We start from the raw sequence: 20,267 nt of genomic DNA on the forward strand, positions 1-20,267 counted from the left end.
GCCGCAATAGGCTGGGCTGATCGACCGTAACCCGGACGGCCCGCCCAGCGCGCCGTCCACCCGGCAGGAAGGGGCGCCCGTGCTGGTCGACACCTTCGGTCGTACCGCGACGGACCTGCGGGTCTCGCTCACCGACCGGTGCAACCTGCGGTGCTCGTACTGCATGCCGCCCGAGGGGCTGGACTGGCTGCCGAAGCCGGAGCTGCTCACCGACGACGAGGTGGTCCGGCTCGTCGGGCTCGCGGTCGCCGACCTCGGCGTCACCGAGGTCCGCTACACCGGCGGGGAGCCGCTGCTGCGGCGCGGCCTGACCGACATCGTGCGGCGCACCGCCGAACTGGAGCCGCGTCCGGAGATCTCCCTGACCACCAACGGGATCGGGCTCGCGCGGCTCGCCGCGCCGCTCGCCGCCGCCGGGCTGGACCGGGTGAACGTCTCGCTGGACACCCTCGACCCGGCGACCTTCAAGCGGCTGGCGCACCGCGACCGGTTCGCCGACGTCCTCGCGGGCCTGGAGGCGGCGCGGGCCGCCGGGCTGGAGCCCGTCAAGATCAACGCGGTGCTGATGCGGGGGATCAACGACCACGAGGCCCCCGCGCTGCTGCGGTTCTGCCTCGAGCACGGCTACCGGCTGCGGTTCATCGAGCAGATGCCGCTGGACGCCCAGCACGGCTGGACCCGCGACGACATGATCACCGCGGACGAGATCCTGGAGCGGCTGTCGGCGGAGTTCGACCTGGCGCCCGACGCCGGCCACGACCGCGGCAGCGCGCCCGCCGAGTCGTTCGTGGTCGGCGGCGGCCCGGAGACCGTCGGCGTCATCGGATCGGTGACCCGGCCGTTCTGCGGCGCCTGCGACCGGGTCCGGCTCACCGCCGACGGGCAGGTCCGCAACTGCCTGTTCGCGACCGAGGAGTCCAACCTGCGCGACGCGATGCGCGGCGGCGCGACCGACGCGGAGATCATCGAGCGCTGGCGGAAGGCGGTGCGGGCCAAGCGGGCCGGGCACGGCATCGACGACCCGTCGTTCCTGCAGCCCTCCCGGCCGATGTCCGCCATCGGCGGCTGACCCAGGTGCCGTCGGACGCGGTGCCGCTCGATCCGGTGCCGTCCAGCGCAGGGCCGTCCAGCGCGGTGCCGTCCGACCCGGTTCCGTTCGATGCGGTGCTGCTCGCGGGCGGGCGGGCCCGGCGGCTCGGCGGCGCCGACAAGCCCGCCGCGCCGGTCGGCGGCCGCCCGCTGATCGAGTGGGTCGCCGCCGCCGCGTCCGGCGCGTCCCGGACGATCGTGGTGGGGCCGCCGCGCGACGTGCTGCCGGACGCGATCCGGGTCCGGGAGGACCCGCCGGGCGCCGGGCCGGTGCCCGCGCTGCGTGCCGGGCTGGCCGAGGCGCGCGCACCCTGGGTCGCGCTGCTGGCCGCCGACCTGCCCTTCCTGCGCCCCGCCCACGTCGCCGCCCTGCTGGACGCGGCGGGGGAGCGCGACGGGGCCGTCCTGGTGGACGGCGACGGCCGCGAACAGTGGCTCGCCGGATGCTGGCGCACCGCCCGCCTGCGCGACGCGCTCGCCGCGTACACCGGCACGTCCCTGCACGGGCTCCTGCGTCCCCTGGCCCCCGCCGCGGTCGCGCTTCCCGCCGGAGACCGGCCGCCCTGGTACGACTGCGACACGCCGGAGGATCTCTCGCGCGCCGACGGCCTCGCCAGGCCCGACGCGCTTTGACCGTGCGAGAGTGGGCATCGCGTACGTCGACGCGTTGAAGGGGGACGCCCATGTCGGTACTCGAGGACTGGATGAGCGCGGTCTGCGGCGAGCTGGGCCTGGAACGCGGTGACATCGACCGCGACCTCGTGCTGGACCTGGCCCGGGACGTCGCGCACGGCGTGGCGCGTCCGGGCGCGCCGCTCACCGCCTACCTGCTGGGCCTCGCGGTCGGCCGCGGCGTGCCGGCCCGGGACGCCGCCGCCCGGCTCACCGAGATGGCCGAGGCCTGGGACGCCGAACCGGCCGGGGACGAGGGGCCGGCGGCGAAGGGCGAGGTGCCCGAGCAGGCCGGCGAACCCGTCCTCGACGAGGCGTAGCGGCCGGGCACGGCGCTCAGGTGTCGCGGTCCTCGACCGGTACGACGTCCTTCAGGAAGTCGCGGCGGTCCAGGAACGCCGACAGGCTCTCGCGGTGCTCGTCGCAGGCCAGCCAGACCTTCCGCCGGTCCGGGGTGTGGATCTTCGGGTTGTTCCAGCGCAGGGCCCACACCGCTTCGGCGCGGCAGCCCTTGGCGGAGCACTGCGGTTCGTCGGGGCCGGGGCCCGGTGCGGAGTCGGTCATCCGGCAACTGTGGCACAGCGGCCCGGGCGCCCGGCGCGCCGGGTTTGGCCGGGTGATCTTCGGAAAGGAGATCGCTCGTGCGGACGGAGGCCACGGCGGGGGCCGATCAGGAGGGCCGGGTGGGGCGTCCCTGGCGGGCGCTGTCGGTCTGCCTCGTCGCCGCCTTCATGACGCTGCTGGACGTCAGCATCGTCAACGTCGCGCTGCCGTCGATCAAGCAGGGGATGCACGCCTCGGAGGCGGACCTGCAGTGGATCCTGTCGGGCTACGCGCTGACCTTCGGGCTGGTGCTGGTGCCGGCGGGGCGCCTCGGCGACGCGCGCAGCCGCCGCGCGGTGTTCATGGCGGGCCTGGCGCTGTTCACCGCGTCCAGCGCCCTCGCCGGGATCGCGCCCGACATGCGGTGGCTCGTGCTGGCCCGGCTGATCCAGGGCGTCGCGGGCGGCATCCTGAACCCGCAGGTCGCCGGGCTCATCCAGCAGCTGTTCCAGGGCGGCGAGCGGGGCCGGGCGTTCGGCGCGCTCGGCGCGGTGATCGGCATCGCGACCGCCGCCGGGCCGCTGCTGGGCGGCGGCATCATCGCGCTCGCCGGCTCCGAGAACGGCTGGCGCTGGGTCTTCTACGTCAACATCCCGGTCGGGGTGGCGGCGCTGTTCCTGGCGTGGCGGCTGCTGCCCGCCCCGGTGCGCGGCGAGCAGCGGGGCCTCGACCCGCCCGGCGTTCTGCTGCTCGGCGCGGGCGTGGTGTGCGTGCTGCTGCCGCTCGTCCAGCAGCAGCAGTGGCACGGCGACGCCAAGTGGCTGCTGGTCCTGGCGGGCGCCCTGCTGATCGCGGCGTTCGCGTGGTGGGAGCGGCGGGCCCGCGCGCCGATGGTCGACCTCGGGCTGTTCCGGCTCCGCTCGTACGCGCTGGGGTCGGCGATCGCCCTGCTCTACTTCGCCGGGTTCACCGCGATCTTCTTCATCTTCACGCTGTACCTGCAGAACGGCCTGGGCTACAGCGCGCTGGAGGCGGGCCTCGCCATCACCCCGTTCGCCCTCGGATCGGGCGTCGCCGCGGCGGTCGGCGGCCGCGTCGTGGCCCGGTACGGGCGTCCGCTGGTCGCCGCCGGGCTCGCCGTGGTGACGGTGGGGCTGGCCGCCGCGTGGCTGGCCGTCGAGCTGGAGCCGGGACGGGGCGTGGGCTTCGCGACCGCGCTGCCGCTGCTGTTCGCCGGCTGCGGCAGCGGGCTCGTCATCGCCCCGAACCAGACCATCACGCTGTCGGAGGTGCACTTCACGGAGGGCGGCAGCGCCGCCGGCGTGCTGCAGACCGGGCAGCGGGTCGGCACGGCGATGGGCATCGCCGCCGTCGGGTCGGTGTTCTTCTCCGCGATCGCGAGCACGCACGGCGATTGGGCCGGGGCGTTCCGCCGCGGCCTCGTCGTCATCCTGGTGTTCGTCGTGCTGGCGCTGGCGGCGGCCGTCGCCGACCTGGCCGCCGGCCGCCGCGCCCGCTCAGCGGCGCTCGCGCAGCGCGAAGCGCAGGACCAGGGCCAGGCCCGCGAGGGCTGCTAACGCCGCGCCCGCGAGCGCCAGGTTCTGCCGCCTGATGCGGGCCGGGATCTCCGCGTACGGCATCGTGGAGAACGACACCAGCTCGTACCGCGACACGTACCGCCCGGCGAGGCGCCGCTCCAGCGCGTGCGTCGCCGCCTGCTTGGCCCGGTACACCGGGGACGACACGCGGTCGCGCATCTCGATGAAGTTGTCCAGCGCCATCTCGGCGATCGCGTCGGTGTTGGGCTTGCGGCGCTCCTCGTAGAGCGCCAGCGCGCGGGCCCAGTCGCCGCCGGTCTCGGTCAGGCACCGGTCGATCTCGATGCAGTCCTCGAACGCGCAGTTGGCGCCCTGCCCGAAGAACGGCACGATCGCGTGCGCGGCGTCGCCGAGCAGCGCGACGATCGCGCCGTCGCCCCGCCGCGTCCACGGCCGGCACCGGACGGTCACCAGCGACCCCACCGGGTTGCGGGCGTAGTCCTCGACCAGGTCCGGGATCAGGCCCGCGACGTCCGGGTAGTGCTCGGCGAAGTACGCGGTGACCTTCTCGGGGGCGTCCAGGGCCGCGAGGTCGGACTTCGGCCAGAACAGCGTGCAGGTGAACGAGCGGTCGAGGTTCGGCAGCGCGATCATCATGGACGTCCCGCGCGGCCAGATGTGCAGCGCGTCGGGGTCCAGCGCGAAGTCGCCGCCGCGCGGCGGGACGGTCAGCTCCTTGTACCCGTGCTCCAGGAAGTCCGCGTCCTCGTTGAGGTCGAGGGAGCGGCGCACGGCGCTGTAGGCGCCGTCCCCGGCCAGCACCACGTCCGCGGGCTCGGTGCCGCCGTCCTCCAGCAGCAGCGCGCCCGCCTCGACGTCCACGCCGGTGACGCGCCGGGAGAAGCGCAGCGTCACGCCGGGCGTGGCCTCGGCGGTGTCCAGCAGCGACTCGTTGAGCTGCGCCCGGCTGATGGAGTTGATCGCGCGGGTGCCGTCGGCGCTGTAGGGCTGGAAGTTCTGCTCCTTGCCCAGCGGGTGCACCATCCGGCCGTGCATCGGCAGCGCCTGCTTGAGGGACCGGTCGCGCAGCCCCACCGCCTCCAGCGCCGCCAGGCCCCGCGCGGAGATCGCCAGGTTGATCGAGCGGCCCCGCTCGGCCCCGGCGATCCGCGGGTCGGGACGCCGCTCGAAGACCGTCACCTCGATGCCGCGGCGGCCGAGCAGCACCGCCAGCAGGCACCCCGCCAGGCCCGCGCCGACGATCGCGACGCGCTCGCCCCGCCGGTCAGCCGCCATGGACGGGCTCCTGCCCGGTGGTGGGCTGCTCGGTCTGCGAGCGGACCTCCCACAGGTCGGGGAACGCGGGCGCGAACAGGGTGGAGCGCAGGTAGTCGGCGCCGGCGGAACCGCCGGTGCCGAGCTTGGCGCCGATCGTCCGCTCGACCATCTTCAGGTGCCGGTACCGCCACTCCTGGACGCCCTCGTCGACGTCGACGAGCGCCTCGCACACCTCGGCGGCCGGCCCGTTCTCGTCGGCGTAGACGGCCAGCAGCACCTTCTGCACGTCGGCGTTCGGCTCCCACGGCTGCGAGGTGTCGCGCTCGAGCGCCTCGCGGGGGACGGGGTGGCCCTGCACGGCGAGGTAGCGCAGCAGCGAGTCGAACATCGACGGCCGCGACACCGCGGCGCGCAGCCGCTCGTCGCCGCGCAGCACCGACGCGGGGAACCCGCGCCGTCCGAGGACCGCCTCGATCTCCCGGAACTGGTCGCTCTGGAACCCGCTGGAGGTGCCGAGCTCGTCCCGGAACGCGGCGAACTGCCGGGGCGTCATCGTCTCCAGCACGTCCAGCTGCCCGACCACCGTCTTGAGGATCTTGGCGATCCGGCGCGCGGTGTGCAGCGCGCCCGCGCTGCCGCCCGCCTCCAGCCGGCGCTGCAGCAGCGCCGCCTCGTGCAGGATCTGCTTGAACCACAGCTCGTAGACCTGGTGGATGATCACGAACAGCAGCTCGTCGTGGGCCTCGGTCTTCGGCTCCTGGCAGGCCAGGAGCCTGTCGAGCCGCAGGTACCCGCCGTACGTCATCGTCGGCGAATCCGCCATTACGCCTCCTTGCGACACAACGGATGTGAGCCGCAGCATATTGGATCGTTCCTGCCGGTCCGTCCCGCGCGCCGGCCCGCCGGGACGGCCGTCACCACAGGCGCAGCGACCGCCGGAAGATGCCCGCGACGTCGTACTCGGTGACCGGGCGCGGCGACGCCACCAGCAGCCGCTGCTGCCTCATCGTCCCCTCGACCAGGTCGGGGACGTCGGCCTCGCCGTACCCGACGCCGCCGATCCCGTCCGGGATGCCGATGTCGTGCATCAGGCTCAGCAGCGCCCGCGGCAGGTGCTCGGCCGGGTCGTCGGGCCGGTCCGCGTCCGGGGCGAGCAGCTCGGCGGCGCGGACGTGCCGTTCCGGCCGGGCCTGGAAGGTGAACCGGAACGCCTCGGGCGCGGTGAGCGACACCGACATCCCGTGCGGCACCATCGGCTCCCCGTCCGGATACCCCTCGGGACGGAAGTCCTTGACCCGCCCGGCGATCGGGTAGGCGTTGGCGTGCGGGATGTGCACGCCCGCGTTGCCGAACCCGAGCCCCGCGAACGTCGCGGCCAGCGCCATGTCGGCGCGGGCCCGCCGGTCCTCGCCGTCCCGGACGGCCGCGCGGAACGACCGGGCGACCAGGCCGAGCGCCCGCTCGGACCACATGTCCGACACCGGATTGGCGCCGCAATACGGGACGCGCTGCTCGGGCCGCTTGCGCTCGTAGGCGTCGTACGGCTTGGCGGTGTAGCTCTCCAGCGCGTGGCACACGATGTCCATCCCGGACGCCGCGGTCACCCCGGACGGCTGCGACACCATCAGATCCGGGTCGACGACCGCGAGCGCCGGGCGCATCCGCGGATGGCTGATGCCCGTCTTCACGCGCAGGTCGAGGACATCCAGCACGCACACCGTGGTGCTCTCCGCGCCGGTCCCGGTCGTGGTGGGGACCGCGACCAGCGGCAGCAGCGGCCGCTCCGGCGCCCGCCCCGCGCCGACCGGCGGGTTCAGGTACTCGGCGAGGTCGCCGTCGTTGGTGGTGAGAAGGTTGACGGCCTTGGCGGTGTCGATGCTGGAGCCGCCGCCGACCGCCACGTAGGCGTCGTACGGTCCGGTCTCCCGCGCGTGCTCGACCGCCTCGCGCATGCTCGCGTCCGTCGGCTCGACGTGGACGCGGTCGAACACCGCCGCCTCGATCCCGTACGCCTTCATCGCCTCGGCGACCCGCTGCGGGCCGCCGGCCGCGGCGACGCCCGGGTCCGTCACCACGAGGACCCGCCGCGCGCCGTACTGCGCCAGGTCGTAGCCGATCTCGTCGGCCGCGCCCGTGCCGAACTTCAGCTGCGGCGCGCCGTAGGTGAAGACCGTTTCGTCGGCCATGTCCGCCCCTCGATGCCGGTGCCGGTGATCGTTCCCCACGGTGTCACCGCGCGGACGGACCGGACAAGGGCGGGGTCAGCCTTCCGGGCCGGCGGCGAAGGAGCGCAGGTCGTCCCAGCCGCCGGGGAAGGCGTCCTGGTCGCCGGCGAACAGCCCCGCGTCGTCGTACTGCCAGATCGCGGCGCTCTTCCACCCGCCCGGGAACGGAGCGGGCGCGGGGGAGCGCCAGCGCGCCATCCACAGCGGGTTGGCGGCGCTGCTCCGGTCGTTCCTCGTGCACTGCCGCCACCAGGCGTCGTTGGTGTAGATCAGCGGGCGGCGCCCGGTGCGGTCCTCGTAGCGGCCGGTGAACGCGTCGATCCAGGCGACCATCGCGGCGGGCGACAGGCCGTAGCAGATGTCGAGGCCGTTGCGGTACGGGTTGTTCTCGACGTCGAGCGCGCCGGGGAGGGTGCGGCCGTCGGGCGTCCAGCCGCCGCCCTTGGCGAGGAAGTAGTCGGCCTGAGCGGCGCCGCCGGACGCGTTCGGCAGCGCGAAATGGTAGGCGCCGTGCACCATGCCGGCGTCGGTGGCGCCGCGGGTCTGCGCGGCGAAGGACGGGTTGGTGTAGGCGATGCCCTCGGTCGCCTTGACGACGGCGAACCGGGCGCCGCGCGCCGTGGCCGACCCCTAGTTCACGCCGGGCTGCCAGCTGCTGACGTCCATCCCGCCGAGATGGCCGCCGGGGACCCGCGTGGTGTTCAGCGGATGCGCGGACCGGCCGAGGGCGCCCATCCCCGCGTAGGCCTGCCCGGGACGCGGCGTCCGCTCCGCGCCGGGCGCCGGAGGGGCGTGGGCCGGCCGCGGCACGGCGTGCGCCGCGGCGTGCGGCACGGCGTGCGGCGCGGCGGTCAGCGCGGCGGCGACCACCGCCGTGGACAGGACGTGTGCGGCTGCTCCGGGCAAGGCGCCTCCCCAGGGTGGACGGGGTGATCCTCGCCCGGAAGGCGGCCCGCGCCGCGCCGCGACACGGAAAACGGCGGCAAAGATCGCCGCTGCTCCCGCATTCGTGGGGAGCGGCTAGCCGTCGGCCAGCTCGCCGACGGAGACGCGGACGGCGCGCAGCGCCGCGGTGATCTCGGCGGCGCGCTCGGCGGGCAGCGCGGCGATGCCGAAGGCGGCCTCGTTGAGCGCGGCGGTGGCCTCCTCCGCCAGGTCGCGGCCGGCCGGGGTTATGGTGGCCAGCACGACGCGGCGGTCGTCGGGGGAGGGGGCGCGGCCGACGAGCCCGCGCCGTTCCAGCCGCCCGATGACGTTGGTGACGGACGCGGGGTGCACCATGAGCCGGGTGCCCATCTTGCCCATCGGCAGGGTGCCGGTGCGGGTGAAGGCGAGCAGGCGGAGCGCCTCGTAGGCGGCGAAGGTGAGCCCGTGCGGCTTCAGCACCGCCTCGATCCGGCTCAGCAGCAGCTGCTGCGCCCGCATCACCGAGGTCACGGCCGCCATGTGGTCGGCGTGCTCGGGCCACCGGGCGCTCCACTGGCGGTGGGCCTCGGCGATGGGATCGGGGGTGTCGGGCACCGCCCCACCGTACGTGGTCTTGACCTGGTCGCGCACGGAAACTATTTTAACTTCCAAATATTGGATGTCCAAGGGTTGAGGTGGGGGACGTGACCGGACCGCTCCACAAGCCGGTGCACCCGGTGCGCTTCGTGACGGCCGCCGCGCTGTTCGACGGGCACGACGCGGCCATCAACATCATGCGGCGGATCCTGCAGGCGCAGGGCGCCGAGGTGGTGCACCTCGGGCACGACCGGTCCGTGCGCGAGGTCGTCGACGCCGTGCTGGAGGAGGACGCCCAGGGCGTCGCGATCAGCTCCTACCAGGGCGGCCACGTCGAGTACTTCGAGTACCTGTCGCGCAGCCTCAAGGAGGCCGGCGCCGAGCAGGTGCGGGTGTTCGGCGGCGGTGGCGGCGTGATCGTGCACGAGGAGATCGCGCGGCTCGCGGACGCGGGCGTGCGGATCTTCTCCCCGGAGGACGGGCAGCGCCTCGGCCTGCCCGGGATGATCAACGAGCTGGTCCGGGACTGCGACGTCGACCTGTCCGACGAGCCCGTCCCCGCGGACGCCGTCCTCTCCGGCGACCGGCGCGCCCTCGCCCGGACGATCACCTGTCTCCAGGCCGGGAAGCTGGCCGACGCCGACCGCGCCGCCCTCGCCGACGCCGCGTCCGGGCGGCGCGTCCCCGTGCTCGGCATCACCGGGACGGGCGGCTCCGGCAAGTCGTCGCTCACCGACGAGCTGGTCCGCCGGCTGCGCGTCGACCAGGGCGACCGGCTGCGGGTCGCGGTGCTGGCCGTCGACCCGACGCGGCGGCGCGGTGGCGGTGCCCTGCTCGGCGACCGCATCCGGATGAACTCCCTGGACGGCGACCGCGTCTTCTTCCGTTCGCTGGCCACCCGCGGCGCCCGCGAGCTGCCCGAGAACATCGAGGACATGCTCACCGCGGTCAAGGCCGCCGGATACGACCTGGTCATCCTGGAGACGCCCGGGATCGGGCAGGGCGACGCCGCGATCGTCCCGCTGGTGGACGTCTCGCTGTACGTCATGACGCCGGAGTTCGGCGCCGCGTCCCAGCTCGAGAAGATCGACATGCTCGACTTCGCGGACGTCGTGGCGATCAACAAGTTCGAGCGGCGCGGCGCCGAAGACGCCCGCCGCGACGTGTCCCGCCAGCTCGTGCGCAACCGGGAGGCGTTCGGGCAGCGGCCCGAGGACATGCCGGTGTTCGGCACCAGCGCCGCGACCTTCAACGACGACGGCGTCACCGCCCTCTACCAGCACCTCGGCGGCATGCTCGCCGCGCACGGCCTGCACTTGGAGGACGGCGCGCTGCCGCGCGTGGACACCAAGGTCTCCACCGGCGCCGCAACGATCATCCCGACGGGCCGCGTCCGGTACCTGTCCGACATCGCCGAGACCGTCCGCGGCTACCACGCCGAGACGGCGAGGCAGGCCGAGGCAGTGCGGCGGGTGCAGCGCCTCGACGAGGTCCGCGCCGAGCTGAGCGAGGCGTCCGAGGTCGAGGGGCTGCTGGAGAAGGCGCGCCGCGACGTCGCGCCGGAGAACGCGGAGCTGATCGCGGGTTGGCCCGCCGTGGTCGAGTCCTACTCCGGCGACGAGCAGGTCGTGAAGATCCGCGACAGGGAGCTGCGCACCAGGCTGACCCGCGAGTCGCTGTCGGGCAGCCGCATCCCGCGTGTCGCGCTGCCCCGCTACACCGACCACGGCGAGCTGCTGCGGTTCCTGCGCGCCGAGAACCTGCCCGGGAGGTTCCCGTTCACCGCCGGGGTGTTCCCGTTCAAGCGCGACAATGAGGACCCGGCGCGGATGTTCGCGGGGGAGGGCGACCCGTTCCGCACCAACCGCCGCTTCAAGCTGCTGTCGGAGGGACAGCCCGCCACCCGCCTGTCCACCGCGTTCGACTCGGTCACCCTCTACGGCCGCGACCCCGACGAGCGTCCCGACGTGTACGGCAAGGTCGGCACGTCCGGCGTCTCGATCGCGACGCTGGACGACATGAAGGCGCTCTACGACGGGTTCGACCTGTCCTCGCCGACCACGTCGGTGTCGATGACCATCAACGGGCCCGCGCCGACGATCCTGGCGTTCTTCCTCAACACCGCCATCGACCAGGGCATCGACCGGTTCCGCGAGGAGAACGGGCGCGAGCCGTCGGACGAGGAGGCCGCGGAGATCCGGGCGCGGGTGCTGTCGACCGTGCGCGGTACCGTCCAGGCCGACATCCTCAAGGAGGACCAGGGCCAGAACACCTGCATCTTCTCCACCGAGTTCTCGCTGCGGATGATGGGCGACATCCAGGAATGGTTCATCGCCAACAAGGTCCGCAACTTCTACTCGGTGTCCATTTCCGGCTACCACATCGCCGAGGCCGGGGCGAACCCCATCAGCCAGCTCGCGTTCACGCTCGCCAACGGGTTCACCTACGTCGAGTCGTACCTGGCGCGCGGCATGGACATCGACGACTTCGCGCCCAACCTGTCGTTCTTCTTCTCCAACGGCATGGACCCCGAGTACAACGTGCTCGGACGCGTCGCCCGCCGCATCTGGGCCGTCGCCATGCGGGACCGGTACGGCGCCAACGAACGCAGCCAGAAGCTCAAATACCACGTGCAGACCTCGGGGCGCTCCCTGCACGCGCAGGAAATGCACTTCAACGACATCCGCACGACGCTCCAGGCGCTCATCGCCATCTACGACAACTGCAACAGCCTGCACACCAACGCCTACGACGAGGCCGTCACCACGCCCACCGCGGAGTCGGTGCGGCGGGCGCTGGCGATCCAGCTCATCATCAACCGCGAGTGGGGCCTAGCGATGAACGAGAACCCGCTGCAGGGGTCCTTCATCATCGACGAGCTGACCGACCTGGTCGAGGAGGCCGTCCTCTCCGAATTCGACCGGATCAGCGAGCGCGGCGGCGTCCTCGGCGCGATGGAGACCGGCTACCAGCGCGGCCGCATCCAGGACGAGTCGATGCTGTACGAGCAGCGCAAGCACGACGGGTCGCTGCCGATCGTCGGCGTCAACACCTTCCGCCTCCCGGACGCGGGCGACGGCACGCCCGACACGATCGAGCTGGCCCGCGCCACCGAGGACGAGAAGCGCTCCCAGCTGGAGCGCGTCCGCACCTTCCAGTCCGCGCACGGCACCGAGGCCGAGGCCGCGCTGGCCGCGCTCAAGGAGGCGGCGCGGGCGGGCGGCAACGTGTTCGCGGTGCTGATGGACGCGGCGCGGGTGTGCAGCCTCCAGCAGATCACCGACGCGTTCTTCGAGGTAGGCGGCCAGTACCGCCGCAATGTCTGAGCGCAGCGAACCGGGGGGTGTGGGGGGTCGTCCCCCACAGAGAAATGTCTGAGCGGCGAGGGGCATGACTTTGCTGGATGACACCGGTGCGCCCGTTGCGGTTCCGGAGCGGGTGCGCCGGGTGGTGTCGATCGTCCCGTCGCTGACCGAGACGGTCGCGGTGACCGCGCCCGGCCTGCTCGCCGGTGCCACGGACTGGTGCACGCACCCCGAGGGCCTCGATGTGCCGCGCGTGCGCGGGACGAAGAACCCGGACCTGGAGCGCATCAAGGAGTTGTGGCCCGACGTCGTCCTCGGCAACACCGAGGAGAACCGCCCGGCCGACGTCGAGGCGCTGCGCGCCGCCGGTGTCCCGGTGTGGATGACCGAGATCCGCACCGTGGACGAGGCCCTGAAGTCGCTGCGCCGGATGCTCTCCGAGGCGTGCCGCGTCCCCGTCCCGGCGTGGTTGAACGAGGCGTCGCGCGTCTGGGCGGACGTGGCGCCCGGCGCGCCGCGCATCGCCGTCGTCCCGATCTGGCGGCGCCCGTGGATGGTCGTCGGCCGGGACACCTTCACCGGCGACGTGCTGGCCCGCCTCGGCGTCGCCAATGTCTACGCGGGCCATCCCGAGCGGTATCCGAAGATCCCGCTGGGGGAGCTGAACGCTTCCGGCGCCGACCTCGTCGTGCTGCCGGACGAGCCGTACCGCTTCACCGCCGACGACGGCCCGGAGTCGTTCCCCGGCCTCGACGTCGCGCTGGTCAGCGGCCGTTACCTCACCTGGTACGGCCCGTCGCTCGTTCAGGCCCCCGCCGCGCTGCGGGATGCGCTCGCGGCGGCCCGTCCCTACTGACCGGGTTTCTCGTCACCGGGCGGGCGGCGGGTGAACATGGCCTCGAAGCAGCGCGCCATCCGCCCGTCCAGTTCCTCCGCAGGGACGTCGATCTCCCGCGCGAGATGTTCGCGCAGCAGCGTGTACCCGTAGATCGTGGACGCGATCGCCGCCTGCACGGCCTCGACGTCGTCGATCGGGAGCTCGCCGCGCGCGGCTTCGGCGGCCAGGTCCTTGCGGCCCTCGCCGCGGTTCAGCAGCACCCGGGGCCGGTCGTCGCCGTCCAGCACCAGCAGCGTGGCCAGCACGACCGGCTCCGGGTTGCGCAGGCTCGTCCAGAACAGCCGCGACAGCCGCTTGCGCAGCGGCAGCCCGGCGGCGCCCGCCGCGTCCTCGGCGTTCGGCCGGGACCGGTGGAACAGCGCCGAGCGCAGCAGCGCCCGCCGCGACCCGAAGTACTGGTAGACCAGCCCGCGGTTGACGCCCGCCTCGTCGGCGACCTGCCGCAGGTTGAGGCCGGCGAGCACGCCGCCGCGGCGCAGCAGCGCGATCGCGGCGGCGCGCAGCGACTCCTCGGTCGCGTCCCGGTCGCGGGTCCGCTCGTCCCGGCGCGCCGTGCGCGGGCTGGTCACCATGGCCTCCTGGAAGCGCCGGTCAGTCCTTCGGACCGCCCGCCACGTAGATCACCTGGCCGGACACGAACGAGGCGTCCTCGCTCACCAGGAACGCCACGACGCCCGCGATGTCCTCGGGGCGGCCGGTCCGGCGGACCGGGATCTGCTGCGCGGCGGCCTTCTTGAAGTCCTCGAAGCCGACGCCGACCCGCTCGGCGGTCGCCGCGGTCATCTCGGTCTCGATGAAGCCGGGCGCGATCGCGTTGGCGGTCACGCCGAACTTGCCGAGCTCGATCGCCAGCGTCTTGGTGAAGCCCTGCAGGCCCGCCTTGGCCGCCGAGTAGTTCACCTGCCCGCGGTTGCCGAGCGCCGACGTCGACGACAGGTTGACGATGCGGCCCCAGCCGGCCTTGGTCATGTGCTCCTGCGCGGCGCGGCTCATCAGGAACGAGCCGCGCAGGTGCACCGACATGACCGAGTCCCAGTCGTCGTCGGACATCTTGAACAGCAGGTTGTCGCGGGTGATGCCGGCGTTGTTCACCAGCACCACCGGCGGGCCGAGCTCGGCGGCGATCCGCGCGACGGCGGCGGCGACCTGCCCGGAGTCGGCGACGTTCACGCCGACCGCGAGGGCCGTGCCGCCGTTCTTCTCGATGGTCTCCACGGTGCCCGCGCAGGCGGCCTCGTCGAGGTCGCAGACGGCGACGGCGAAGCCCTCGCGGGCGAGCCGGACGGCCGTGGCGGCGCCGATGCCCCGCGCGGAACCGGTGACGATGGCGACCCTGGTGTCGGTCATGTCGTGCTCCCTGCCCTGTGTCGAACCCGGCCGTGTCAGACCTGGATGTCCTTGGCGATGATGGTCTTCAGCACCTCGCTGGTGCCGCCGTAGATCCGGGTGACCCGGGCGTCGGTGTACAGGCGCGCGATCGGGTACTCCAGGATGTAGCCGTAGCCGCCGTGCAGCTGCAGGCACTTGTCGACGACGCGCTGCTGCACCTCGGTGCAGAACAGCTTGGCGACCGCGGCGTCGGCCGGGGTCAGCTCGCCGGCGTCCAGGGCCTCGATGCACCGGTCGACCAGGGACCGGGCCGCCTCGACCTCGGTGGCGCACTCGGCGAGGACGAACTTGGTGTTCTGGAACGAGGAGACGGTCTTGCCGAAGACCGTGCGCTCCTGGACGTACCTGCGCGCGAACTCGACGGCGGCGGCCGCGGAGGCGTAGGAGCTGGTGGCGATGCCGAGCCGCTCCTCGGCGAGGTTGTGGGTGAGGTACTCGAACCCGCGCCCCTCCTCGCCGAGCAGGTCCTCGACGGGCACCTTGACGTCGACGAACGACAGCTCGGCGGTGTCGGAGCTGCGCAGCCCGATCTTCTCCAGCTTGCGGCCGACCGAGTAGCCCTCGCTCTTGGTGTCGACCGCCAGGATCGACAGCCCGGCGCGGCGGTTCTCCGGCGTCGCGGGGGAGGTGCGGGCCACGACCAGCACGCGGTCGGCGAGGACGCCGCCGGTGATGAAGGTCTTGGCGCCGTTGAGGATGTAGTGGTCGCCGTCGCGCTTGGCGGTGGTCTGCATGCCGGCGAGGTCGGAGCCGGTGCCCGGCTCGGTCATCGCGATGGCCGTCATCATGTCGCCGCTGATGAACGGCGGCAGCCAGCGCTTCTTCTGCTCCTCGGAGGCGTACTTCAGCAGGTAGGGCAGCACGAGGTTGACGTGCACGCCGTAGCCGCCGAAGCTCACCCCGGCGCGGGCGCACTCCTCGGAGATGACCGCCTGGTACTTGAAGCTGGTCTCGCCGGCGCCGCCGTACTCCTCGGGCACCTGGATGCCGAACACGCCGAGCTCGCCGAGCTTGTTGTAGAAGTCGCGGGGCGGGTGCCCGGCCTGCTCCCACTCCTCGTAGACCGGAGCGACCTCGGCCTCGATGAAGTCCCGGATGGTCTCCCGGAACGCCTCATGGTCCTCGTTGAACAGGGTGCGGCGCACGCTGTGCCCCCTTTCGGTGTGTAACTATCAGAACGCTAACTTAGCTCGAATCTCGTTCTAGCAGCAAATGTCGGACGACCGCGGACCGGCACCGGACCAGCTGCCCGGGCACTTCGACGGAATCTAGCGTTCCGTTCGCCCTGGACGCGGCGCTCGTCAGCAGCCGGGCTCGCAGACGCGCCGGGACACGGCCCTGAGGAAGATCCCCTGGATCTGCTCGGGCGTCTCGGCCACGTACACCTCGCCGCGCGTCGCGTGCGCCACCCGCCGCAGGTCCCGGACGTCGACGTCCGGGCCGTAGCCGACCATGTTGACCTGCACCGGCCGCTCCGGGTCGTAGACGCGGCGCAGCTCGGCGAGCGTCTCGTCCAGGGTCGGGCCGTCCGGGTCCTCGTCGCGGCCGTCGGTCCACAGCAGGATCGAGTTGACGAACTCGGGCTTGTAGGTGCGGGTCATGTAGTCGAACGCCGCCAGCACCGTGTCGTACAGGCCGGTGTCGCCGTGCGCCTTCACCCGCATCTGCGCGAACGCGCTCAGCACCTGCTGCCGTCGGGTCGACGAGCCGAGCCGCTCACCGAGAGGCCCCACGCCCACCAGCTCGCGCCAGTCCCGTCCGCCCGGCAGGTCGGTGGAGAACTCCCACTGGCCGAGCTCGCTGTCGTCGGGGAGCAGCGACAGGCCGCCCTGGGCGGTCCGGATCGTCGACTGCAGCCGGGTGACCCCGGGCTCGACCTGCTCGCCCATCGAGCCCGAGATGTCCACGATGCTCAGCATCCGGATGCTGAGCGACAGCTGCGCCCACGCCTGCATCGTCTGCGCGACCGTGGCGGCGGGCGGGGCGGCCAGCGCGTGCGGGGCGCGCGGGTCCACCCCGGCCTGCGCGGTGAACGACGCAGGCGCTGCGCCGTCCGGGGTCCGGAGGCCGAGCCCGTGCACCAGGGCGCGGGAGTCCTTCGACGCGAGCGCTTTCCGGAACAGCCTGCACGCGCGCAGCTTCGCCGGGTCCTTCGTCAGGGCGGTGACGGGGTAGTCGAGGAACGCCGAGCCCTCCGCGGGGTACACCGCGACGGCCGGATCGGCGGGACGCCCGGCGTTGTAGGCGTACACGGCCCGCTCGGGGGCGATGGCGACGGGATAGGGCTGGTCCGCCTCGCCCCGGAACGCGGTGAACTCGGCGTTCACCGACGCCGCGACGCCCTCGCGGATCGTCCGCACCACGCCGGTGAACACGGCCTGGCCGTCCGGCGAGCCGCCCAACAGCGCGCCGGCCAGCATCAGGGTCCCCATGCCGGTCGCGCTGCGGTCGGGGTCGGGCACCTGAAGCCTCAGCAGGTGCGGCGGGAGGGGGCCGCCCGTCCCCGCGGCGGGGGACCCGCCGGTCTCGTCCGCCGTCCCGGCGGCCTCGAGCAGATCACGCCAGGACGGCCGGGCCGGCACCCCCGCATCGCGCAGCTGCCCGGCGAGGGTCTTCGGCATCGCCACCACGATCGGGCTGGCCGCGATCCCGCCGAGCCCGGTGAACGGCACCGCCTTCCCCGGCCGCTCCGTCCCCTGCACGAGGCTGATCCACAGCGAGGAGTCCGGGATCCACACGTCCGGCCGCTCGGTCACCCCGGTCGACCCCTTGCCGGACAGCAGCGTCGTGACGGCCGCCGGGTCCGCCGCCCCGACGCGCACGCGCGCGCACCGGCCGCCGACCTCGTGCCGGGCGTCGTTGAAGCGCTCCGCCGCCTTCGCGACGGCCGGTTCGATATCCGGCGCCGCCGCGACCGACACCGTCACCGCGTCGCCGCCCGAGCAGCCGCCGCCCGACGAGGCGAGCGCGTACACGCCGAACCCCAAGAGGAGAACCAGCCCTACGGCCGCAGCGAGCGGGCCGAGCATGATGCCGGGGTGCCGCCGCGGCGGGCGCGCCGCCTCATGCCCGCCGTGCCCGCGGCCCCGGCTCCGTGCGGCGGCGTGCGCCGGCCCGCCCGCCCTCGGCGACGGGGGAGGAGAGGGAGGTTCCCCTGGCGGCCCGGCCTGCGGCCGCCTCCGAGCACGGGCGGCCCCACCGGGATCCGAGGCGCCGAGGAAGTCGCGCGGCACCGGGTAGGCGCCCGAGTCCGACAGGCTCCGGGGCGCCCAGTCGGGCACGTCGTCGTCGTGCCCGCTCATCGCGGGCCCCCGTCCACCGGGCGGATGCACCGGGCCGCGGCGCGCCGTGCCATTGACTCGCCTCCTCGCGGAGCGTGAGACAGATCATCAATGTGTCTCAGTCGTCGGGTGTGATGTTCGTCTCGCCGGAGCGTCCCGTCAAGGGCTCCGCCGGTACCGGCACGGGTCAGGACGGCGCGGGGACCTCGGCGAGCAGGGCGCTCAGCCCGGCCGCGCGGCCGGGCGCCACGTCCCCCGGCGCCCGACCGGCCAGCGCCGAGCGCAGCGCGGCGATCCGCCGCCCGAGATCGACCGGCGCGCCGCCGTCCACCTCGTCCAGCAGCGTGGTCACCAGGATCGCCAGCTCGGTACCGAACTCAGGGCGCACCTCGCCGGTCGCCATGCCGACGTCGAGCGAGCGCCGCATCCGCGCGAGCGCGCTCACCGCCGCGGCACGGACCGTTCCGGCCGGAGCGGCCGACGCGCGGGACGGTTCGGCGGCCGACGGGCCGTCCGCCGGTGCGGGGGAGGAGCGCGCGGTCGTCCTGCTCGGCAGCGGCACCGCCACGTCCGCAGGCGCGTGCCGCAGCGAGGACAGGGTCGTCAGCAGCGGCAGAAGAGCCAAGGCCAGCACGGCCGCGCAGACGCCACCGACGCACGCGGCCCGCCGCACACGGAACCGTCCGGCCCCTTGGGACGCGGAGGGCTGGGCAGCCGACACAAGCTCCGTGCCGCCCGCCTGAGAGGCCAAGACATGCGCCACGTCAGCCACCGACGGACGATCAGCCGCATCGCGGCAGCGCTCCACCAGCCCCGCGATGCCGTCCGGAAGGCCACCGGTCGGCCCCTCCGAGTCGCCCGTCAAACAAACCGCGATCAGCTGCCCGAGCGCCCGCACATCATCGCCCGCAGCGGCCTCACCGGCTCGAACGATCGCACCGGCGGGCCCCAGACCGAGCAGCTTGACGCCGTCAGCGGTGAGGAACACCTCAGCGGGCGTCAAAGCGCCGTGGACGGCCCCGCACGCATGAGCGGCGGCCAGCACCTCGGCGACCCGCGCGCAGACCGCCACCGCCTCCTGAGGCGGCGGCAGGCCCCGCGCCAGACGAGCGGCGAGGGTCTCGCCGCTGAGGAACTCCGTCACGACATAGACCAGTGCATCGCCAGGCCCCTCGGCCTCGCCGTAGTCGTAGGTGGTGACGACGCAGGGATGCGCCGGCGCTCGCGCGGCCCGCGCCGCGGCCCTGATCCGCTCGCGCAGCGCCGGCTCATGGCGCGGCACCGCGACGAACGTCACGGCGACGCGGCGCTCCAGCACCTCGTCGTGCCCGCGCCACACCTGCGCGCGGCCCTGCCGGGCGAGGCGTCGTTCCATGCGGTACCGGCCGTCCAGCAGAAAGCCCGGGTCCACGGGGACCTCCCCTCTGGCGCGGGGATGGCGTTCACCCACGGTGCAGTACGCACCACGGCCCGGATCGGATCGGCCGGCGGCGGAGCCGGACGGACGGGAGCGGAAAAAGTTCGGATCGGCCGGGTTTCGGCTCGTGGCCGAAGCAGGCCAGCACCGGGACTTGCGCTTGCGCCGGGATCTTGCGGGGGCCGCCGGCCCGGGTCAAGACGGGGCAACGGGGCGGGCGCGCGAAGACCTCCGGACATGAAAAGCGGCGCCGGGTGGATACGGGGGCAACCCACCCGGCGCCGCATCATCGGTGTTCCGACGGGGGCCCGGAACACCGGCACGGGCGCTCCGACGGGGGACCAGAGCGCCGGTACAAATCGTACACCGAAACCCCCCGCGGTTAGTCAAGAGAATGTCACGACCCGATTTCCGGTCGCTGTCCGGAAACCCGCTTCTGTTCGGCGTCCCCGTGGTCCTCGGGGTGGTCCTCGAAGTGCGCCGACGCGGTCGGCTCCCGGCCGCCGTTGGCGAAGATCACCGCGACGTACGGCAGCAGCAGCGCGCCCACCACCAGCACCCCCGCCAGCCACACCGGAGCCCCGGCGACGACGCTGACCACGGCGCCGACGAAGCAGACGGTCCGCAGTCCCATCGACCACAGGTAGCGCCGCTGCCGGTAGCCGACGTCCTCGGACATCGGGCGGGGAGCGTCGGTGACCGTGTAGACCTCCGGTCCCCGGCGGTGATTGACCTTCACCATTCCACGGTAAGCCCATGGAGTCCGATAGGCGACAGCAGGACGGTCAAGAGATGGGAGGCGGGACATGACGGACCGCACGTACCGGGTGACGGAGATCGTGGGCACCTCGCCGGAGTCGGTGGAGAGCGCCGTCCGCAACGGCATCAGGCGCGCCTCGCAGACCCTGCGCCACCTCGACTGGTTCGAGGTGAAGGAGGTGCGCGGCCAGATCGAGGACGGCGAGGTCGCGCACTACCAGGTAACGATCAAGGTCGGCTTCCGCCTGGAAGACGCCTGACCCCGGTCGAAGACGACGACCGGCCCCGCCCACACCCTCACGCGCAAGCGGGGGTGTGGGGGTGCCCCCCACCGGGGGGCGTGGGGGGCTGGCCCCCCACCGGGGGTGAC

General features: G+C 73.5%; 19 protein-coding genes and 1 pseudogene. 7 read left to right on the forward strand and 13 right to left on the reverse strand.

Annotated features, from left to right (window positions below; genetic code table 11):
* The first annotated feature begins 79 nt into the window (after positions 1-79).
* The 3 genes from moaA (at position 80) to QP089_RS41200 (ending at position 2,081) form a co-directional block, all read left to right on the forward strand.
* Positions 80-1,069 carry a GTP 3',8-cyclase MoaA gene (moaA, locus tag QP089_RS41190; RefSeq protein ID WP_285919723.1) on the forward strand — a complete coding sequence of 330 codons (990 nt, stop codon included), beginning with the start codon at positions 80-82 and terminating at the stop codon, positions 1,067-1,069.
* Positions 1,070-1,134: 65 nt separating this feature from the next.
* Positions 1,135-1,722 (forward strand): molybdenum cofactor guanylyltransferase, encoded by a 588-nt coding sequence (gene mobA / locus QP089_RS41195; protein ID WP_285919778.1) that lies wholly within the window; start codon positions 1,135-1,137, stop codon positions 1,720-1,722.
* A gap of 50 nt (positions 1,723-1,772) precedes the next feature.
* A complete protein-coding gene (locus tag QP089_RS41200; RefSeq protein ID WP_446474133.1) occupies positions 1,773-2,081 on the forward strand; it encodes a DUF6457 domain-containing protein in 309 nt (102 codons plus the stop codon).
* Positions 2,082-2,097: 16 nt separating this feature from the next.
* On the opposite strand, the gene QP089_RS41205 is transcribed toward QP089_RS41200, so the two are convergent.
* The gene (locus QP089_RS41205) at positions 2,098-2,325 is read right to left on the reverse strand and encodes a hypothetical protein (RefSeq protein WP_285919725.1); all 228 of its coding nucleotides are present in this window, start codon (positions 2,323-2,325) and stop codon (positions 2,098-2,100) included.
* A gap of 77 nt (positions 2,326-2,402) precedes the next feature.
* On the opposite strand from QP089_RS41205, the gene QP089_RS41210 reads away from it, so the two are divergent.
* On the forward strand, positions 2,403-3,881 hold the full coding sequence (locus tag QP089_RS41210) for an MFS transporter (RefSeq protein ID WP_285919728.1): 1,479 nt from the start codon (positions 2,403-2,405) through the stop codon (positions 3,879-3,881).
* On the opposite strand, the gene QP089_RS41215 is transcribed toward QP089_RS41210, so the two are convergent.
* From QP089_RS41215 to QP089_RS41240, 6 genes and pseudogenes are all read right to left on the reverse strand, one after another.
* Positions 3,822-5,138 (reverse strand): FAD-dependent oxidoreductase, encoded by a 1,317-nt coding sequence (locus tag QP089_RS41215; protein ID WP_285919729.1) that lies wholly within the window; start codon positions 5,136-5,138, stop codon positions 3,822-3,824. The two genes, QP089_RS41210 and QP089_RS41215, sit on opposite strands and share 60 nt — an antisense overlap.
* Positions 5,128-5,943 carry a tryptophan 2,3-dioxygenase gene (locus tag QP089_RS41220; protein WP_285919730.1) on the reverse strand — a complete coding sequence of 272 codons (816 nt, stop codon included), beginning with the start codon at positions 5,941-5,943 and terminating at the stop codon, positions 5,128-5,130. Before QP089_RS41220 ends, QP089_RS41215 begins: the two co-directional genes overlap by 11 nt.
* 91 nt (positions 5,944-6,034) lie before the next feature.
* Entirely contained in the window at positions 6,035-7,306 is a 1,272-nt protein-coding gene (locus tag QP089_RS41225; RefSeq protein ID WP_285919732.1) for a hydroxyacid-oxoacid transhydrogenase, read from the reverse strand.
* 75 nt (positions 7,307-7,381) lie between these two features.
* A pseudogene (locus QP089_RS41230) lies at positions 7,382-7,954 on the reverse strand (GH25 family lysozyme); the annotation flags it as partial.
* A gap of 21 nt (positions 7,955-7,975) precedes the next feature.
* The gene (locus tag QP089_RS41235; RefSeq protein ID WP_285919734.1) at positions 7,976-8,251 is read right to left on the reverse strand and encodes a hypothetical protein; all 276 of its coding nucleotides are present in this window, start codon (positions 8,249-8,251) and stop codon (positions 7,976-7,978) included.
* Between the two features lie 114 nt (positions 8,252-8,365).
* Positions 8,366-8,902, reverse strand: a complete 537-nt coding sequence (locus QP089_RS41240) for a MarR family winged helix-turn-helix transcriptional regulator (protein WP_285919736.1) — start codon at positions 8,900-8,902, stop codon at positions 8,366-8,368.
* Positions 8,903-8,955: 53 nt separating this feature from the next.
* Between QP089_RS41240 and icmF the strand changes: the two genes are divergently transcribed.
* Both icmF and QP089_RS41250 read left to right on the forward strand, forming a co-directional pair.
* Complete coding sequence (gene icmF, locus QP089_RS41245; protein ID WP_285919738.1) at positions 8,956-12,174, forward strand: fused isobutyryl-CoA mutase/GTPase IcmF; 3,219 nt, start codon at positions 8,956-8,958, stop codon at positions 12,172-12,174.
* A 64-nt stretch (positions 12,175-12,238) separates the two neighbouring features.
* On the forward strand, positions 12,239-13,009 hold the full coding sequence (locus QP089_RS41250) for a helical backbone metal receptor (RefSeq protein WP_285919740.1): 771 nt from the start codon (positions 12,239-12,241) through the stop codon (positions 13,007-13,009).
* On the opposite strand, the gene QP089_RS41255 is transcribed toward QP089_RS41250, so the two are convergent.
* The 6 genes from QP089_RS41255 to QP089_RS41280 form a co-directional block, all read right to left on the reverse strand.
* Complete coding sequence (locus tag QP089_RS41255; RefSeq protein ID WP_285919742.1) at positions 13,003-13,623, reverse strand: TetR/AcrR family transcriptional regulator; 621 nt, start codon at positions 13,621-13,623, stop codon at positions 13,003-13,005. The genes QP089_RS41250 and QP089_RS41255 overlap by 7 nt on opposite strands.
* Before the next feature lie 19 nt (positions 13,624-13,642).
* The gene (fabG, locus tag QP089_RS41260) at positions 13,643-14,398 is read right to left on the reverse strand and encodes a 3-oxoacyl-ACP reductase FabG (RefSeq protein WP_285919744.1); all 756 of its coding nucleotides are present in this window, start codon (positions 14,396-14,398) and stop codon (positions 13,643-13,645) included.
* 35 nt (positions 14,399-14,433) lie between these two features.
* On the reverse strand, positions 14,434-15,585 hold the full coding sequence (locus QP089_RS41265) for an acyl-CoA dehydrogenase family protein (protein ID WP_285919746.1): 1,152 nt from the start codon (positions 15,583-15,585) through the stop codon (positions 14,434-14,436).
* A gap of 156 nt (positions 15,586-15,741) precedes the next feature.
* The gene (locus tag QP089_RS41270) at positions 15,742-17,742 is read right to left on the reverse strand and encodes a substrate-binding domain-containing protein (RefSeq protein ID WP_285919747.1); all 2,001 of its coding nucleotides are present in this window, start codon (positions 17,740-17,742) and stop codon (positions 15,742-15,744) included.
* 166 nt (positions 17,743-17,908) lie between these two features.
* Positions 17,909-19,132: a protein kinase family protein gene (locus tag QP089_RS41275; RefSeq protein ID WP_285919749.1), complete on the reverse strand. Its 1,224-nt coding sequence runs from the start codon at positions 19,130-19,132 to the stop codon at positions 17,909-17,911.
* 403 nt (positions 19,133-19,535) lie between these two features.
* A complete protein-coding gene (locus QP089_RS41280; RefSeq protein WP_285919751.1) occupies positions 19,536-19,880 on the reverse strand; it encodes a DUF3099 domain-containing protein in 345 nt (114 codons plus the stop codon).
* Positions 19,881-19,944: 64 nt separating this feature from the next.
* Between QP089_RS41280 and QP089_RS41285 the strand changes: the two genes are divergently transcribed.
* Positions 19,945-20,157 (forward strand): dodecin, encoded by a 213-nt coding sequence (locus QP089_RS41285; RefSeq protein ID WP_285919753.1) that lies wholly within the window; start codon positions 19,945-19,947, stop codon positions 20,155-20,157.
* The last annotated feature ends 110 nt before the right edge of the window (positions 20,158-20,267 follow it).

Origin of the sequence: Actinomadura opuntiae (assembly GCF_030283205.1) — a bacterium.
Taxonomy (GTDB): Bacteria; Actinomycetota; Actinomycetes; order Streptosporangiales; family Streptosporangiaceae; genus Spirillospora.

What these genes read in the sequence shown, in the direction of transcription:
- QP089_RS41200 (WP_446474133.1), top strand. Translation starts at nt 1,773, where the DNA reads ATGTCGGTACTCGAGGACTGGATGAGCGCGGTCTGCGGCGAGCTGGGC.
- QP089_RS41205 (WP_285919725.1), bottom strand. Translation starts at nt 2,325, where the DNA reads ATGACCGACTCCGCACCGGGCCCCGGCCCCGACGAACCGCAGTGCTCC.
- QP089_RS41215 (WP_285919729.1), bottom strand. Translation starts at nt 5,138, where the DNA reads ATGGCGGCTGACCGGCGGGGCGAGCGCGTCGCGATCGTCGGCGCGGGC.
- QP089_RS41220 (WP_285919730.1), bottom strand. Translation starts at nt 5,943, where the DNA reads ATGGCGGATTCGCCGACGATGACGTACGGCGGGTACCTGCGGCTCGAC.
- QP089_RS41225 (WP_285919732.1), bottom strand. Translation starts at nt 7,306, where the DNA reads ATGGCCGACGAAACGGTCTTCACCTACGGCGCGCCGCAGCTGAAGTTC.
- QP089_RS41250 (WP_285919740.1), top strand. Translation starts at nt 12,239, where the DNA reads ATGACTTTGCTGGATGACACCGGTGCGCCCGTTGCGGTTCCGGAGCGG.
- QP089_RS41255 (WP_285919742.1), bottom strand. Translation starts at nt 13,623, where the DNA reads ATGGTGACCAGCCCGCGCACGGCGCGCCGGGACGAGCGGACCCGCGAC.
- fabG (WP_285919744.1), bottom strand. Translation starts at nt 14,398, where the DNA reads ATGACCGACACCAGGGTCGCCATCGTCACCGGTTCCGCGCGGGGCATC.
- QP089_RS41270 (WP_285919747.1), bottom strand. Translation starts at nt 17,742, where the DNA reads ATGAGCGGGCACGACGACGACGTGCCCGACTGGGCGCCCCGGAGCCTG.
- QP089_RS41280 (WP_285919751.1), bottom strand. Translation starts at nt 19,880, where the DNA reads ATGGTGAAGGTCAATCACCGCCGGGGACCGGAGGTCTACACGGTCACC.
- QP089_RS41285 (WP_285919753.1), top strand. Translation starts at nt 19,945, where the DNA reads ATGACGGACCGCACGTACCGGGTGACGGAGATCGTGGGCACCTCGCCG.